The organism is Streptococcus sp. 1559, assembly GCF_013276735.1.
GTDB classification, from domain to species: Bacteria; Bacillota; Bacilli; order Lactobacillales; family Streptococcaceae; genus Streptococcus; species Streptococcus pseudopneumoniae.
In genome coordinates, this window is the sequence record NZ_VMLO01000015.1 from 1 (window position 1) to 16,515 (window position 16,515).

Here is a 16,515-nt window from a genome sequence, read left to right on the forward strand (position 1 = left end):
TCACGGGTGGTTATGACTAGTATGATAATATTTTTAATGCTGTGGATATTTATTATGTTAGGTATAGTGTGTCTTAGTTATTATATAACTTTATTATTTAGCAAGGAGGCTTAGTATGTTTAAAAAAATAGGTATAATGAGCATTTGCATATATATAATTATTTTATACTGCTTGAGAATGTATCATATTATCAATAATATTGAAACAATCTTGCTAACGGTTATATGCTTAATGTTATTGTTTTTTTTAAGACGTTTATTTGATAAAGCTAAGTAAATAGATGTTAAGTAAAAATGTAGAATATAAAGGAGGGGCAATGAGTATGATTGAAGTTAGCCATTTATCAAGAAGTTTTGGTGATAAAATAGCTTTAAATGATATAAGTTTCACTGTTAAAGAAGGTCAGATTTTTGGATTTTTAGGACCATCTGGTTCTGGAAAGACCACAACGATTAATATTCTGACTGGGCAGCTCCTTGCCGATAAAGGACAATCTATTATTTTGGGACAAAAATCTCAAAATTTAACAAGCGGTGAATTAAAGAGAATTGGATTGGTTAGCGATACAAGTGGATTTTATGAGAAAATGTCTCTGTATAACAATCTTCTTTTTTATAGTAAATTTTATAATATTAGTAAATCACGTGTTGATAATTTGTTAAAGCGAGTAGGATTATATGATAGTCGCAAGATGGTAGCAGGAAAATTATCCACTGGAATGAGGCAACGAATGCTTTTAGCACGAGCTCTTATCAACAAACCCGCTGTACTCTTTCTGGATGAACCGACCTCAGGTCTAGATCCCACAACTTCTCGAACAATTCATGAGTTAATTTTAGAATTGAAAACAGCAGGGACAACGATTTTTCTAACGACTCATGATATGAATGAAGCAACTCTTTTATGTGATTATGTTGCCTTATTAAATAAAGGGAAATTAGTTGAGCAAGGAGCTCCTTCTGAACTCATTCAAAGATATAATAAAGATAAAAAGATTAAGGTTACAGATTATAATGGGAATCAGATAATTTTTGATTTTACATCACTAGAACAGGTATCTCAGGCTGATCTGGAAAATATTTTTTCAATTCATTCATGTGAGCCTACTTTAGAAGATATTTTTATCACATTAACAGGAGGAAAGCTAAATGCTTAAACGGTTTCTGGCTTTGGTATGGTTGCGTTGTCAAATCATCCTTTCCAATAAGAGTATTTTATTGCAAGTTTTAGTGCCTTTTGCTTTCACATATTTTTATAAATATCTTATGGAAACACAGGGGAAGGTCAACGATCAACAGGCATTAGTTCTTTTGATGATGTGTTTACCTTTTTCTTTGGCTTTGGCTGTTGGAAGTCCTATAACTATTATCTTGTCTGAAGAAAAAGAAAAGTACAATTTACAAACTCTTCTGTTGAGTGGTGTTAAAGGCTCCGAATACATTTTATCAACTATGTTTCTTCCTTTTTTGCTAACTTTTGTGATTATGGGAACTACTCCTCTTATTTTAGGAGTTACAATTGTACATACTTTTAATTATATTACAATCGTTCTTCTAACCTCTTTATCCATCATTTTATTCTATTTATTGATAGGTTTAACCGCGAAGAGCCAAGTAGTAGCTCAGGTTATCAGTCTTCCTGCTATGATTTTAGTTGCTTTCTTACCGATGCTATCTGGTTTGGATAAGACAGTTGCGAAGATAACAGATTATAGTTTTATGGGACTATTTACTAAGTTTTTCACAAAATGGGAGGAATTTTCATGGAATAAAACTCTAATTCCTAATCTAACACTACTTATTTGGATTGTTCTTCTATTAACTTTAATTACGATAACTATTAGGAAAAAGAAAATTTCTTAATTGAGTTATTTTAATGATTATAAACACAAGTGGGAAGGAAAAAATGAACTGATCTTTTTGACAGCAATTCTACAGAATAGTCTTATTGCTATATTTTGATTTGAGTGTACGAAAAAAGAAAAATAACAATAGTGCTCATACTAATTGCAGAAGTTTTGGGTGATAAGATAACTGATAAATTGCAATAAAAAATGCAACATTTTTAAATCTCCTCTATAAGTGCTTCAAAACCTGTCTTGTAATCCAAGTATTTTTGGGGACGGTGATTAATAAGCTAGCAAAGCATCATTAAGGATTTTTTCGGTAATTGTTGCCAAATCGGTTTAAGAAAATACTCACGAAGAAGTCCATTCGCATTCTCATTACTTCCCCTTTGCCAAGATGAATAGGCATCCGCAAAATAAAACAGAATTCCCATTTGTTCAATTAAAGGGTAACAAGCAAACTCTTTTTCTCTGTCCGAAGTGAAAGTCTTTAACTATTCTTTTGGAAAGAGTCTTGTGAGGTGTTCAATAGCAGTCAACATGGATTTAGCTGTTTTTACTTGACAAGTGCTAGTAGAAATAATAGAATAGTAAAAAACCTTTAAAGCAGTCCAGAGAGGCAGCTAAGGTTAGACGGTGAAAGGGTGGAGACTACCCATTTTTCGTGGAACCTTGCTGTTGGCAGGTTCCTTTTTTCGTGGCTTCTGTTGGCCAGACTCTCTCACTAGTAAAGGTAAAAGGAGAAACCTATGCGAGAACATCGTCCAATCATTGCTCTTGATTTTCCTAGTTTTGAGGCGGTCAAGGAATTTTTAGCTCTTTTCCCAGCAGAAGAAAGCCTTTATCTCAAGGTAGGGATGGAGCTTTATTACGCAGCGGGGCCTGAGATTGTGTCCTACTTAAAAGGTTTGGGTCATAGTGTCTTTTTGGATCTCAAACTTCATGACATTCCCAATACAGTCAAGTCAGCCATGAAGGTCTTGTCTCAGCTTGGTGTCGATATGACTAATGTCCATGCGGCTGGTGGTGTAGAGATGATGAAGGCGGCGCGTGAAGGTCTTGGGAGTCAAGCCAAATTGATCGCTGTAACTCAGCTCACATCAACGTCAGAAGCTCAGATGCAGGAGTTTCAAAATATCCAAACCAGTCTGCAAGAGTCTGTGATTCACTATGCCAAGAAGACAGCTGAAGCTGGCTTGGATGGTGTTGTTTGCTCGGCTCAGGAAGTACAAGTCATCAAGCAGGCTACCAATCCAGATTTTATCTGTCTGACACCAGGGATTCGTCCAGCTGGTGTTGCAGTTGGAGATCAAAAACGAGTCATGACACCTGCTGATGCCTATCAAATCGGCAGTGACTATATCGTAGTGGGACGTCCCATTACCCAAGCTGAGGATCCTGTTGCAGCTTATCATGCCATCAAGGATGAATGGACACAGGACTGGAATTAAAGAACTAGCTTAGAAAAATAAAAGGAGAAGACCATGACACTTGCCAAAGATATCGCTAGCCACCTCTTGAAAATCCAAGCCGTTTACCTCAAACCAGAGGAACCCTTCACTTGGGCATCTGGTATCAAGTCACCGATTTACACTGATAATCGTGTGACACTATCCTATCCAGAAACTCGTACCCTAATTGAAAATGGCTTTGTGGAAGCTATCAAAGAAGCCTTTCCTGAGGTAGAAGTCATTGCAGGAACTGCAACAGCAGGGATTCCTCACGGAGCCATCATTGCTGACAAGATGAACCTGCCATTTGCCTACATCCGTAGCAAACCAAAAGACCACGGAGCTGGTAACCAAATCGAAGGTCGCGTAGCTCAAGGTCAAAAAATGGTAGTGGTTGAAGACCTTATTTCAACGGGTGGTTCTGTTCTTGAAGCCGTAGTAGCAGCTAAACGCGAAGGAGCAGATGTACTTGGAGTTGTAGCGATTTTTAGTTACCAATTGCCAAAAGCAGATAAGAACTTTGCAGATGCTGGTGTGAAATTGGTGACGCTTTCTAACTACAGTGAACTCATCCACCTAGCCCAAGAAGAAGGCTATATCACGCCAGAAGGACTCGACCTTCTAAAACGCTTTAAGGAAGACCAAGAGAATTGGCAAGAGGTGTAAAAAATCAAAAGACTAAAAGGTTAAAAATTATACTATTCTGTCATATCAGGTGTATGAATGACAAGATTCAAGTTGTTAATGTTTTTTACGTCAATTGTTTCAGTTTTAGATTTGCTTGGCTTGCTCTTATATAAAAAGTAGCACACGTCATGAAAGTTACAAGGGTTAAAGTATAATCCATAAATATTGTCAGATCCCTTTTCTGATATTTTGGAATTTCTTGCTTATCCCAGTCTTTTCAGTGATTTGGCTCAGTAATCTTAGCGTCAAGTTCTTTTTAGTTTTGAAAGATTATCCGTGAATTTCTTGCTTATTTATGATAAAATGGGAGTATCGCAAAAAATGACTCATCGTATTCAATTTTGAGTAAATCTAGGAGGATCCCATGTCAACAGAACATATGGAAGAACTAAATGACCAGCAGATCGTTCGCCGTGAAAAAATGGCTGCGCTCCGTGAACAAGGAATCGATCCCTTTGGAAAACGCTTTGAACGCACTGCAAATTCACAAGAATTAAAAGATAAATTTGCTGACCTTGATAAAGAACAATTACATGATAAAAACGAAACAGCTACTATCGCAGGACGCTTGGTAACCAAACGTGGTAAAGGTAAAGTAGGTTTTGCCCACCTTCAAGACCGCGAAGGCCAAATCCAGATCTACGTTCGTAAGGATGCTGTCGGTGAAGAAAACTACGAAATCTTCAAAAAAGCAGACCTTGGTGACTTCCTTGGTGTCGAAGGCGAAGTGATGCGTACAGATATGGGAGAACTCTCTATCAAGGCTACTCACATCACACACTTGTCTAAGGCTCTTCGTCCTCTACCAGAGAAATTCCATGGTTTGACAGACGTTGAAACAATTTACCGTAAACGTTACCTTGACTTGATTTCTAACCGTGAAAGCTTTGAACGCTTTGTCACTCGTTCAAAAATCATCTCTGAAATCCGTCGTTACCTTGACCAAAAAGGTTTCCTTGAAGTGGAAACACCTGTTCTTCACAACGAAGCTGGTGGTGCCTCTGCCCGTCCATTTATCACCCACCACAATGCCCAAAACATTGACATGGTGCTTCGTATCGCGACTGAGCTTCACTTGAAACGCCTTATCGTGGGTGGTATGGAACGCGTCTATGAAATTGGCCGTATCTTCCGTAACGAAGGAATGGATGCTACTCACAACCCTGAGTTTACTTCTATCGAAGTCTACCAAGCTTATGCTGACTTCCAAGATATCATGGATTTGACGGAAGGCATTATCCAACATGCTGCTAAATCAGTTAAGGGCGACGGTCCAGTCAACTACCAAGGAACTGAAATAAAAATCAACGAACCATTTAAACGTGTTCACATGGTGGATGCTATCAAAGAAATTACTGGTGTCGATTTCTGGCAAGACATGACTTTGGAAGAAGCTAAAGCTATCGCTGCTGAGAAAAAAGTTCCTGTTGAGAAACACTATACTGAGGTTGGTCACATCATCAATGCCTTTTTTGAAGAGTTTGTTGAAGAAACTTTAATCCAACCAACCTTTGTCTATGGACATCCAGTAGCTGTATCTCCACTGGCTAAGAAAAATCCTGAAGACCAACGCTTTACTGACCGTTTCGAGCTCTTCATCATGACTAAGGAGTACGGTAATGCCTTTACTGAGCTCAACGACCCAATCGATCAGCTTAGCCGTTTTGAAGCCCAAGCTAAAGCTAAAGAACTTGGTGACGATGAAGCGACAGGTATCGACTACGACTACATCGAAGCCCTTGAATATGGTATGCCACCAACAGGTGGTTTGGGAATCGGTATCGACCGTCTCTGCATGCTCCTCACGGATACAACTACTATCCGTGATGTATTGCTCTTCCCAACAATGAAATAAGCTCTTATCCTCTGGTACTTGCCAGGGGATTTTTGGCTCTTTGTCAACTGTAGTGGGTTGAAGTCAGCTAATATCTAGAAAGGACACATTTCGTCCTTTCTTTTTTGGCTCTTTGTCAACTGTAGTGGGTTGAAGTCAGCTAATATCTAGAAAGGACACATTTCGTCCTTTCTTTTTTGGCTCTTTGTCAACTGTAGTGGGTTGAAGTCAGCTAAGCTCGAGAAAGGACACATTTCGTCCTTTCTTTTTTGATGTTCAGAGCGATAAAAATCCGTTTTTTGAAGTTTTCAAAGTTCCGGAAACCAAAGGCGTTGCGTTTGATGAGTTTGATGAGATTATTGGTTGCTTCTAATTTGGCGTTAGAATAGTGTAGTTGAAGGGCGTTGACAATCTTCTCTTTATCTTTGAGGAAGGTTTTAAAGAAAGTCTGAAAAAGAGGATGAACCTGCTTAAGATTGTCTTCAATAAGTCCGAAAAATCTGTCAGGCTCCTTATTCTGAAAGTGAAAAATCAAGAGCTGGTAGAAATCATAGTGGTGTTTCAAGTCTTCTGAATAGCTCAAAAGTCTATCTAGAATTGTTTTTATTGGTCAAGTGCATACGAAAAGTAGGGCGATAAAATCGTTTATCGCTGAGTTTACGACTATCTTGCTGGATGAGCTTCCAGTAGAGCTTGATAGCCTTGTATTCATGAGACTTTCGATCCAATTGATTCATGATTTGGACACGGACACGACTCATAGCACGGCTAAGATGTTGTACAATATGAAAGCGATCTAGAATGATTTTAGCATTCGGGAGTGAAACAGTCTGGGAGACTGTTTCAGCCTGAGCCTAGAAATTTGAAAGCGAATCTGTTTAGCCAAGGCATAATAAGGGCTAAACATATCCATAGTAATAATTTTGACGCGACATCGGACAGCTCTATCATACTTAAGAAAGTGATTACGAATGACAGCTTGTGTTCTACCCTCAAGAACAGTGATGATATTGAGCTTGTTAAAATCTTGCGCAATGAAACTCATCTTTCCCTTGGTGAACTCATACTCGTCCCATGATATAATCTCAGGAAGGCTATTGTAAAAAAAATAAAATTAGGTTATAATGACTTCTGATAAATGATTTTACTACAAAAGGTTGGGTTAACTAAGGTGATGTTATGAAAACAGGGGCGTTAAGAATTTATTTTGGTTATGCTGCAGGAGTTGGAAAAACCTATGCTATGCTTAGAGAAGCGCAGCGAGCTCAAAAAGCTGGAGTAGATGTGGTAGTAGGTTACATTGAACCTCATAATCGACCTGAGACTATGGCTTTACTGATTGGTCTTGAGCAATTATCTCCTAAAACAATAAAATATAAAGGTATCACCTTAAATGAGTTTGATATTGATACTGCTTTAAGGCGTCAACCACGCATTATTTTAGTGGATGAATTGGCTCATACTAACTGTTTTGAGTCACGTAATAAAAAGAGGTACCAAGATATTAAGGAACTGCTTTATGCAGGGATTGATGTCTATACTACTGTAAATGTCCAACATATTGAAAGTTTAAACGATGTGATTGAAGCTATTACAGGGATTCAAGTTAATGAGATAATTCCAGATGCTATTTTTGATCAGGCTGATCAGATTGAACTTGTAGATATTGACCCATCAGATTTACTTGAACGATTGGATAAAGGAAAAATTTATTCTAAATCGCAAGCTAAATTGGCCAAGCGTCACTTTTTTACTGAAGAAAAGTTAATATCTTTGAGAGAAATCGCTTTGCGCAAAGCAGCTGATCAGATTAATGGAAGTGCTTTTCGAGGAAAAAAAGTTAAAGATAGTATTGTGACCAAGGAACATGTCTTGGTCTGTGTGTCACCCTCTCCCTCCTCTTCACATGTCATTCGCGCTGCTTCAAGATTAGCAAGTGCTCTTAATGCAGACTTTACAGCCCTGTATATTGGTAGTTTAGATAGGGAACTGACTAATCAGGAGTTACATCAGAACTTGGAATTGGCAGAGCGGTTGGGAGCTAAGGTGACAGTTATGGATTATAATAATGTGACCAAGCAGATTGCTGATTACGCAAAATTGAGCCGTGTTTCTAAGTTAGTAGTCGGAAAAAGTGGCTCCAGAACTATTTGGCTTAAAGAAAATATTGTGGAAGTTCTTAGTAAGAATGTTCCTGATTTGGATATGTTTGTAGTCCATAATACTAGAGGAAAAAAAGAGACTTCGGTTGGTAAGCTCTCGTTGCCTTCTTGGTTTTCTAAATGGCAATTTTCTTTCAGTGATTTGGTTAAAACACTGGTGGTATTGTTGCTAGTAACCTTAACAGGTCTTTTATTTCGTTTCTGGAATCTCAGTACCAACAACATTATAATAATATATATATTAAGTGTTCAAATAAATGCTGTTTGGACAAAAGGAAAACTTTATAGTGTGATTTCTTCTATTTTATCAGTTCTTTGTTTTAATTACTTTTTTGTGGCCCCCTACTACACTTTTACTTCTTTTAATCCTACTTATCCTATGACTTTTGCTATTATGTTAATTACTGGTCTGATTACTTCTAGTCTCATAAAAAGGATTCAAGAGCAGGCAAGATTATCTACTGAAAAATCTTATCTAACAGAGTTGTTACTACAAACAAATAGAGGATTATCTCAGGCAGACTCTATTCCTTCTATTTTAGAAGAACTAGCTATTCAAGTCAAAAAATTATTGAATAGTGATGTGGTGATTTATCCTGTAACAGGTGGTACTTTGGAGACGCCGAAATATTTCCCTACCAGTCATTCTTTGAGGACCTTAGCTGATTACTATCAGTACAATGAGCGAGGAGTGGTTGAGTGGGTTTTATATAATAATAAACAAGCTGGAGCAACAACAAACACCTTGTCTGCTGCTAAATTTCTGTATTTATCTGTCAGAGGTAAAGATTCTGTTTTTGCTATTATTGGTATTTTAATAGAGGATAAAACAATGATTGACCTGTTTGAAAAATCTGTTATTCTAACTGTTTTAGGAGAGGCATCCTTGGCATTAGAAAAAGAAGCATTACGCGAAGAACAACAAAAAATGGAACTTAAAATACAAAAAGAACAGTTAAGGGTTGATTTGTTAAGGGGAATCTCACATGATTTGAGAACTCCACTTACAAGCATATCAGGTCAGTCTAAATTAATGATGGAGACGGGGGGAATTATGGAGAAACAGCGTATGATAGAATTAGCTGCCTATATTTACGATGACTCTATGTGGTTGATTAATCTGATTGAAAATTTATTGTCAATTACTAAATTGGATAATGATACTACTCTTTCATTAAGAATAAATGTTTTCGATGAGTTGATTGAAGAAGCTTTGAAACATGTGGATCAACATATTAAGAATCATGACTTTGTTTTAATTTTATCAGATGATTTATTAATAGCTAAAATGGATGCTCCCTTGATTGTGCAAGTACTGGTTAATATCATTAACAATGCAGTTAAATATACGCATGAAGGATCTTTAATTACATTGACGAGTAATAGAAAGGATCAGAACCTGGTGGTTGAGGTTTCTGACGATGGTCCTGGTATTAACGATCAAGCAAAAGAAAAGATTTTTGACCTTTTTTATACATCAGAAAATTTGGCATCCGATGGTAAAAGAGGCCTAGGTATAGGACTATCTTTATGTAAGAGTATTATTACAGCACATGGGGGGACTATTTACGTCCATGACAATACTCCTAAAGGAGTTATCTTTGGATTTACACTACCACTAGCGGAGGTGAATGTATTACATGAAAAATGAAAATGTTAAGATTTTAATTTGTGAAGATGACTCTTCCGTTAACAGACTTTTATCCTTAGCAATGGAAGTTGAAGGTTATCATTATGTATCAGTTCGGACTGGAGAGGAAGCTTTGCGTCAGATCATTTCGCAATTTCCAGATTTATTATTATTGGATTTGGGTTTGCCAGATATGGATGGTAAAGACATTATTGACAAGATTCGTAGCTTTTCACAGCTACCTGTTATTGTTGTTAGTGCACGTGGAGAAGAAAGTGACAAGATTGATGCACTTGATGCTGGGGCAGATGATTATTTGACGAAACCCTTTAGCATTGATGAGCTTTTCGCTCGGTTAAGAGTTAGTCTTAGGAGGTCAAAGCAGATTAATCAACAAAGTGACGGTAATTCTGAAAAATCATCTTTTACTAATGGCTGGCTACATGTTGATTTTTTATCTAATCGTGTATTTGTTAATAACCAAGAAATTCACTTAACCCCGATTGAGTATAAGTTGCTTTGTCTTCTATCAGAGAATGTTGATAGAGTGTTGACTTATCGTTTTATTGTCAAGGAAATTTGGGGATATTATGAGGAAGATTTTTCTGCTTTGAGAGTTTTTGTTAATACATTGCGAAAAAAAATCGAATTAGGATTGGGTTACTCTAAAATGGTTCAAACTCATATTGGTATCGGTTATCGTATGATTAAGATTGAAAATTATGATGACAAATAATCCAAAAAGAATTTTATTCACCTGATTTGTAATTTCTTGGCAGCTATTTGAAACAAGTCTTAGGATAGGTTGTCTTAGGTTATTTTAGGAGACAATCTTTATATAATCTTTATTTTATATCCGTAATCTTTATATCATTTTTATACTTTTCGTGGTAGAATGATTATATTCTTGAAGGAGGATACAATGCTAGTAGATTTCATAATGTTTCTAGTTTTATTTTTTATTTTTTTGTTAATGATTGGTTTTATTGTTTGGTGTGATAAGCACCTTAAAGGTGATTAGAGGGAGAGTGTACTATGATAGTATTAGGAATAATTTTTGGTTTATTAATCTGTTATTTATTTTATGCTCTGTTACACCCGGAGAGATTTTAGGAGGAATGTGAGATGTTACAAATCATATTTGTCTTAGTACTGGCTTGTATTATTATATTACCAACTGGAAAGTATCTTTACCATATAGCTAGCCAGCAAAAAACTTTTGCAGATCCCATTATGGATCCTATTGATAGGTGGATTTATAAGTTGCTTGATGTGGACAAAAAAGGAATGACTTGGAAGGAGTATGCTGTAGCCCTTATTTTAACTAATGCTGTTATGGCTCTAGTGGCTTATGTAATCCTAAGAACACAGGCCTTTTTCTTTTTGAACCCCACCCGTGTTGGTTCATTAGAATCAAGCCTGAGTTTCAATACAGTCATATCTTTTATCACCAATTCTAATTTACAAAATTATGCTGGTGAGAGGGATTTGTCTTTTTTTAGTCAGATGGTTGTCATTACTTTTATGATGTTTACCTCAGCTGCTTCAGGCTATGCTGCTGCTATGGCTTTTATCAGAGGTGTATCAGGCAAGTATCAAGACATGGGGAATTTCTATGTTGACTTTGTTCGGGTGATTACTCGAGTGTTGCTTCCTTTTTCAATAATAGGCTCTTTGTTACTTATTTCACAGGGGGTTCCCCAAACACTATCAAAAGAGTTATATGCGACTACTTTGGAGGGCAATTTACAAGGTCTTATAATGGGACCGGTCGCTTCTCTTGAAATTATTAAACACTTGGGAACCAACGGTGGTGGTTTTTTTGCAGCAAATTCAGCAACTCCCTTTGAAAACCCTAATGTAATCACAAATATTATTGAAATGCTATCTATGATGTTGTTACCAGGTTCTATGGTAGTTGTTTTTGGTCATATGGTTTCATCTAGGAAAAAGGAAGATCATCCCTTTGAATCTGTACAGAAAGTTTCTTATAAGTCCACTAAATCTACGTTTATTAAACTAGGAGGACAGGCAAGACCGCTTCTGATTGTTATGCTATTCTTATTTTTTGTTGGTTTATCCATTATTGTTTGGTCAGAAAGTAGAGGAAATCCTGTCTTGCATCAATTGGGTTTGAATCAATCAATGGGAAGTATGGAAGGTAAAGAAGTTAGGTTCGGTATTCCAATGTCTGGTCTATTTACAGAAATAACAACGGCTTTTACAACGGGTTCCGTGAATAATATGCACGATACTTTGACTCCTCTAAGTGGTGGAGTAGCTATGATTAACATGATGCTCAATGTTATATTTGGCGGTAAAGGTGTAGGAATAATGAATATGATGCTGTACGTTCTTCTTACTGTTTTTATTTGTGGATTAATGATTGGGCGTGCACCTGTTTATTTAGGAAAAAAAATTGAAGGTAAAGAAATGACTTTAATTGCTTTAGCCATCATGGTTCACCCTATGATTATTCTAGGTTTTTCAGCAGTAGCTGTCTCATTGCCAGCAGGATTTAACAGTGTTACCAATCCAGGATTTCATTCTTTATCACAAGTGATTTATCAATTTACCTCAGCTTCTGCTAACAACGGATCGGGATTTGAAGGACTAAAAGACAATACTTTATTCTGGAATATATCTACAGGATTAGCTATGTTTTTTGGACGCTATGTGACTTTGATTCTTCAGCTATCGATTGCTGGTTCGTTAATGACTAAGCAACATGTGAATGATTCCCTAGGTTCTTTAAAAACAGATACGGGGACTTTTGCCATTATTTTAGGTGTGATAGTGTTGATTATATCAGCCTTAACTTTCTTACCAGTCCTTGTACTAGGACCTTTAGCTGAATTTCTAACTCAATGAGGTTTATTATGATTTCAAAGAAAACTTACTTTCTGACACAAAAGATACTACTCAGTTCCCTTAAAGGAGCGGTCGTAAAACTTCGCCCTAGTTACATGATTAAAAATCCAGTAATGTTTGTAGTTGAAGTTGGTTTTGTTTTGACCTTCTTTTTAACAATTATCCCCGTTGATGCTCAACAAGATAGCCAAAGTAGTCGATTGTATAATGGCATAGTAGCAGTGATCTTATTTTTAACTTTATTATTTTCTAATTTTGCTGAATCCATTGCGGAAGGAAGAGGAAAAGCACAGGCTGAAAGTTTAAAAAAGACGCAAGAAAATATGACAGCTAGACGACTCTATTTTGATAATGATGGTCAGACCCTTCTTGAAGAAACTATTGAGGCCACAGCCTTGCAAAAAGGAGATATCGTTCTGGTTAAGGTAGGAGAATTAATTCCTGGTGACGGTGAAGTTATTGAAGGAATTGCTTCTGTAGACGAATCAGCTATTACAGGAGAGTCAGCTCCGGTGATCAAAGAACCTGGTGGTGATTTTGCTTTTGTAACAGGAGGGACAACTCTTGCTAGTGACTGGCTTAAGTTGAAAATGACCTCACGTGCTGGAGAGTCTTTCTTGGACAAAATGATTTCCTTGGTAGAGGGTGCTTCTCGGCAAAAAACCCCTAATGAAATTGCCTTGAATACTTTGCTAGTCAGCTTAACAATTATATTCTTAATGGTAATTGGAAGTTTGTACCCGATTGCTAGCGCTTTGCACATAAAGATTACAGTTACTACTCTTGTGGCATTGACCGTATGTTTAATTCCAACAACAATTGGAGGTCTGCTGTCAGCAATTGGAATTGCAGGTATGGATCGCGTTACACGGTTTAATGTGATTGCTATGTCAGGAAAAGCAGTGGAGTCTAGTGGTGATGTGGATACTATGATTTTGGACAAAACAGGAACCATTACCTTTGGAAATCGTATGGCTGCTCATTTTGTTCCTGTAGATGGTGTTAGTCAAGAGTCTTTAATAAGAGCAGCTATGCTAAGTTCTCTACAGGATGATACACCGGAAGGAAAATCAATTGTTAAGCTTGCTAAAGAATATGGGGCAAGTATTCCTCCTATTTCTGAAGATATGACCTTTATTGATTTTACTGCTCAAACACGAATGAGTGGGATAGACTTTGTTGATGGGGGAATGATACGTAAGGGTGCCACAGATGCTATAAGTCGCTATATTAAAGGTAAAGGTGGTGTGATTCCGAAAGATTTGAAGTCTATCAGTGAAAGAATTGCTTCAGCTGGGGGAACTCCACTGGCAGTAGTGGAGGGGCAGAATATTTTGGGAGTGATTGCTCTCAAGGATACCATCAAACCAGGTTTAGTTGAGCGTTTTGCTCGCCTACGGGCAATGGGAATTAAAACTATTATGTGTACCGGTGATAATCCTCTTACCGCTGCGACCATAGCTCAAGAAGCAGGCGTTGATAGCTTTATCGCTGAATGCAAGCCAGAAGATAAAATTGAAGCTATTAAAAAAGAACAACGCTTAGGAAAAGTTGTTGCGATGACAGGAGATGGGACTAATGATGCCCCAGCACTAGCTCAGGCAGATGTCGGTATTGCTATGAATTCTGGAACAAGTGCTGCTAAAGAAGCTGCTAATATGGTGGATTTAGATAGCGATCCAACCAAGATTCTGGATATCGTTGAAATTGGAAAGCAATTATTAATGACGCGAGGAGCTTTAACCACTTTTTCAATTGCTAATGATATTGCCAAATACTTTGCCATTATTCCAGCTATTTTTATGCGCAGTATCCCCCAAATGCAATCGTTAAATATTATGTCATTATCAACGTCTTCCAGCGCAATTTTATCGGCTCTGATTTTCAATGCCATTATTATTCCTCTTCTAATTCCGATTGCGATGAAAGGAGTTTCTTATAAGCCTCAAAGGTCAGAAAAAGTTTTGGCTCATAACATGCTGATTTATGGTTTGGGTGGAGTCTTCATCCCGTTTATTGGAATTAAAATCATTGATATGAGTATTACTCCATTATTGTATCTATTGGGTTTATCCTGATAAGATTAGTTTAATATAATATAATGTTTAGAGGAATAAGATTGAAACTTATCTACATTGCTTTACGTTTAAAAGAATCAGTGTCTTTTCCTTGGGTTGAACATGAAAGGAATGAATAACAATCATGAGAAAAATATTTATACATATCAGACGTTCTGTCCGACTAAGTCTTTTATTTGGGGCGGTTTGTGGATTATTTTACCCTTTGCTGATTACCGGATTAGGGCAGTTTATTTTTCCTGTTCAAGCCAATGGTAGTCAAATTAAGCAGGATGGGAAGCTTATTGGGTCGGCTTTAATTGGGCAAGAATTTTCGTCAGCTGCTTTTCTGCATGGTAGACCATCTGCTATTCAGTATAATACTTACCTTAGCGAAGGAGACCCAAGTGGACAAAGGCGGGATATTACTTCTGGTTCCCAAAATCTGGCTCCTAGTAATCCTGAACTAAAAGTACGTGTTCAAAAGGAACTGTCTCTTCTCATAGAAGAAAACCCAACTATTTCAATCAGAGATATCCCTGCTGATTTGGTAACAACATCGGCTTCGGGATTGGATCCAGAAATCAGTCCAGAAAGTGCTAAACTACAACTCCCCCGTATTTCTAAGACAACAGGTATTAGCTTGCCTAGACTGGAAGAAATCATTGACAAGCATACAGTAACAAAAATTTTTGGATTTCTAGGTGAAGATAGGGTGTCTGTGTTAAAAGTTAACATCGATATTATGAAGGAACTGAACTAACACCGCTGTAAAAGTTATACGGGTATTATTGCAAGTAATTAGTAGTGAGAGGTACGCCTATTACAAAAAAAGGGATAAAAAAGAACTCTTACTTCCTAGACTATATAATCTGATGAGTATCTTACAGATAGAGAAAGGAAGTTGGCATTTATTTATGAACTACTTTTAGCTGGTTTGAGATTTGTGACAAACTCATTTCACTGAAGAATTGTCAATCGAAAGTGATGATGTCCCAAAAAAATGGTGAGATTGAGGGCAATTATTTTGATTTTATTTGATACGAGGAACCCTTGAAGCTGTTTTTTCAGCTAAACCAAGGCTAGTCTTAGCCTTGGCTCTCCAGCCTCACAGCTCTCCAGCCTCACAGCTCCAAGCCTCTTATCAAATGAAATGCTTGTCTTAGACTCCTTGCTTTCTCTCTCCTAAATGTAAGGGATAGAGTGATTTCCTTTAAGGATCAGCTTCCCATTTAGCGAGAAATAGATTATACTTGTAGATGAGGAGAATGAAGCTCCTCACTAGTAAACTCTTCATAATCCTTTTTATTTTTCTGAAGATATTGTTTGAAAGATGTGAGTTTCCACGGATGGGTTTGTGGAGGGATATACTTGCGTCTTTCTTTTTTTGTTCTGGTTCTGGTTCAAAGTTTTTCGAATAGAGTTCATGAACTAGTAGCTCCTTTGTGTGATAGATTTTGTCAGCGATATTGAGGTAGATGTCACCGTCAACTTCTTTTATAACGAATGCTTTCGTCTTTCTGCTGAAATAGACTTCTTTTCCTTTCTGTTGATAGGCTAGTAGCAGACGATTGCTTTGTCTTTTAGAAAGGTTCAGTTCGACACAGGCTCGATTCTTTGTTTTCTTTCCTTGGTCTATAGCTTTTATCACAAGATATTTTTTCGCTTCATTCATATTCAGTTGGATCCTTTTCATACGACTATTTTATCAAATGGGACATTTTCACGTTCGATTTACTAAAGACATTATTACATTCGAATTACAAAACCTAAAAAATCAAATGTTTTTCCTTGCAAAATTCGGGGGGGGGGGGGGGGTATAATTGCTGTTAGACTGTATATTCTTCATAGGAGATACAGTGGGGTAAATAGTCGTAAGTTGCTATTTATATATTATTGTCAATCGAAGAGGAAAAGGACATGTTCTCTTCAATCATATCTTTAAAGGAGAAAAAGTTATGGATTTTAGAAAGTTT

Annotated in this window: 11 protein-coding genes and 3 pseudogenes; 11 read left to right on the forward strand and 3 right to left on the reverse strand. The window is 37.0% G+C overall.

Annotated features, from left to right (window positions below):
• The first annotated feature begins 323 nt into the window (after window positions 1–323).
• Together HT688_RS03115 and HT688_RS03120 are read left to right on the forward strand one after the other, a co-directional pair.
• Complete coding sequence (locus HT688_RS03115; RefSeq protein ID WP_172923559.1) at window positions 324–1,157, forward strand: ABC transporter ATP-binding protein; 834 nt, start codon at window positions 324–326, stop codon at window positions 1,155–1,157.
• Entirely contained in the window at window positions 1,150–1,863 is a 714-nt protein-coding gene (locus HT688_RS03120) for an ABC transporter permease (RefSeq protein ID WP_000919275.1), read from the forward strand. The genes HT688_RS03115 and HT688_RS03120 overlap by 8 nt, the downstream gene beginning before the upstream one ends.
• Before the next feature lie 202 nt (window positions 1,864–2,065).
• Here HT688_RS03120 and HT688_RS12260 read toward each other — a convergent pair.
• A pseudogene (locus HT688_RS12260) lies at window positions 2,066–2,404 on the reverse strand (IS30 family transposase); the annotation flags it as partial.
• A 192-nt stretch (window positions 2,405–2,596) separates the two neighbouring features.
• Here HT688_RS12260 and pyrF point away from each other — a divergent pair.
• From pyrF to lysS, 3 genes are all read left to right on the forward strand, one after another.
• Window positions 2,597–3,298: an orotidine-5'-phosphate decarboxylase gene (pyrF, locus tag HT688_RS03130; protein ID WP_001206717.1), complete on the forward strand. Its 702-nt coding sequence runs from the start codon at window positions 2,597–2,599 to the stop codon at window positions 3,296–3,298.
• 33 nt (window positions 3,299–3,331) lie between these two features.
• Window positions 3,332–3,964, forward strand: coding sequence for an orotate phosphoribosyltransferase (gene pyrE / locus HT688_RS03135; RefSeq protein ID WP_023935748.1), 633 nt, complete (start codon window positions 3,332–3,334; stop codon window positions 3,962–3,964).
• Between the two features lie 385 nt (window positions 3,965–4,349).
• Window positions 4,350–5,840: a lysine--tRNA ligase gene (gene lysS, locus HT688_RS03140; protein WP_050207953.1), complete on the forward strand. Its 1,491-nt coding sequence runs from the start codon at window positions 4,350–4,352 to the stop codon at window positions 5,838–5,840.
• Window positions 5,841–6,051: 211 nt separating this feature from the next.
• Here the strand turns inward: lysS and HT688_RS03145 are convergent.
• Window positions 6,052–6,921 (reverse strand): annotated as a pseudogene (locus tag HT688_RS03145) (transposase); the annotation flags it as partial.
• Window positions 6,922–6,998: 77 nt separating this feature from the next.
• Between HT688_RS03145 and HT688_RS03150 the strand changes: the two are divergent.
• The 6 genes from HT688_RS03150 (at window position 6,999) to kdpC (ending at window position 15,302) form a co-directional block, all read left to right on the forward strand.
• Window positions 6,999–9,632, forward strand: a complete 2,634-nt coding sequence (locus HT688_RS03150; RefSeq protein WP_172923558.1) for a DUF4118 domain-containing protein — start codon at window positions 6,999–7,001, stop codon at window positions 9,630–9,632.
• Window positions 9,622–10,347 (forward strand): response regulator, encoded by a 726-nt coding sequence (locus HT688_RS03155; RefSeq protein WP_000787304.1) that lies wholly within the window; start codon window positions 9,622–9,624, stop codon window positions 10,345–10,347. The genes HT688_RS03150 and HT688_RS03155 overlap by 11 nt, the downstream gene beginning before the upstream one ends.
• A 299-nt stretch (window positions 10,348–10,646) precedes the next feature.
• The gene (gene kdpF, locus HT688_RS03160) at window positions 10,647–10,724 is read left to right on the forward strand and encodes a K(+)-transporting ATPase subunit F (RefSeq protein ID WP_007285010.1); all 78 of its coding nucleotides are present in this window, start codon (window positions 10,647–10,649) and stop codon (window positions 10,722–10,724) included.
• Between the two features lie 12 nt (window positions 10,725–10,736).
• Window positions 10,737–12,482 carry a potassium-transporting ATPase subunit KdpA gene (locus tag HT688_RS03165; RefSeq protein ID WP_000939242.1) on the forward strand — a complete coding sequence of 582 codons (1,746 nt, stop codon included), beginning with the start codon at window positions 10,737–10,739 and terminating at the stop codon, window positions 12,480–12,482.
• 8 nt (window positions 12,483–12,490) lie between these two features.
• Window positions 12,491–14,560 (forward strand): potassium-transporting ATPase subunit KdpB, encoded by a 2,070-nt coding sequence (kdpB, locus tag HT688_RS03170; RefSeq protein ID WP_166727882.1) that lies wholly within the window; start codon window positions 12,491–12,493, stop codon window positions 14,558–14,560.
• Between the two features lie 124 nt (window positions 14,561–14,684).
• Window positions 14,685–15,302 carry a potassium-transporting ATPase subunit KdpC gene (gene kdpC, locus HT688_RS03175; RefSeq protein ID WP_001225808.1) on the forward strand — a complete coding sequence of 206 codons (618 nt, stop codon included), beginning with the start codon at window positions 14,685–14,687 and terminating at the stop codon, window positions 15,300–15,302.
• 484 nt (window positions 15,303–15,786) lie between these two features.
• Here kdpC and HT688_RS03180 read toward each other — a convergent pair.
• Window positions 15,787–16,079 (reverse strand): annotated as a pseudogene (locus HT688_RS03180) (hypothetical protein); the annotation flags it as partial.
• Window positions 16,080–16,515: the final 436 nt, after the last annotated feature.

What these genes read in the sequence shown, in the direction of transcription:
- HT688_RS03115 (WP_172923559.1), top strand. Translation starts at nt 324, where the DNA reads ATGATTGAAGTTAGCCATTTATCAAGAAGTTTTGGTGATAAAATAGCT.
- HT688_RS03120 (WP_000919275.1), top strand. Translation starts at nt 1,150, where the DNA reads ATGCTTAAACGGTTTCTGGCTTTGGTATGGTTGCGTTGTCAAATCATC.
- pyrF (WP_001206717.1), top strand. Translation starts at nt 2,597, where the DNA reads ATGCGAGAACATCGTCCAATCATTGCTCTTGATTTTCCTAGTTTTGAG.
- pyrE (WP_023935748.1), top strand. Translation starts at nt 3,332, where the DNA reads ATGACACTTGCCAAAGATATCGCTAGCCACCTCTTGAAAATCCAAGCC.
- lysS (WP_050207953.1), top strand. Translation starts at nt 4,350, where the DNA reads ATGTCAACAGAACATATGGAAGAACTAAATGACCAGCAGATCGTTCGC.
- HT688_RS03150 (WP_172923558.1), top strand. Translation starts at nt 6,999, where the DNA reads ATGAAAACAGGGGCGTTAAGAATTTATTTTGGTTATGCTGCAGGAGTT.
- HT688_RS03155 (WP_000787304.1), top strand. Translation starts at nt 9,622, where the DNA reads ATGAAAAATGAAAATGTTAAGATTTTAATTTGTGAAGATGACTCTTCC.
- kdpF (WP_007285010.1), top strand. Translation starts at nt 10,647, where the DNA reads ATGATAGTATTAGGAATAATTTTTGGTTTATTAATCTGTTATTTATTT.
- HT688_RS03165 (WP_000939242.1), top strand. Translation starts at nt 10,737, where the DNA reads ATGTTACAAATCATATTTGTCTTAGTACTGGCTTGTATTATTATATTA.
- kdpB (WP_166727882.1), top strand. Translation starts at nt 12,491, where the DNA reads ATGATTTCAAAGAAAACTTACTTTCTGACACAAAAGATACTACTCAGT.
- kdpC (WP_001225808.1), top strand. Translation starts at nt 14,685, where the DNA reads ATGAGAAAAATATTTATACATATCAGACGTTCTGTCCGACTAAGTCTT.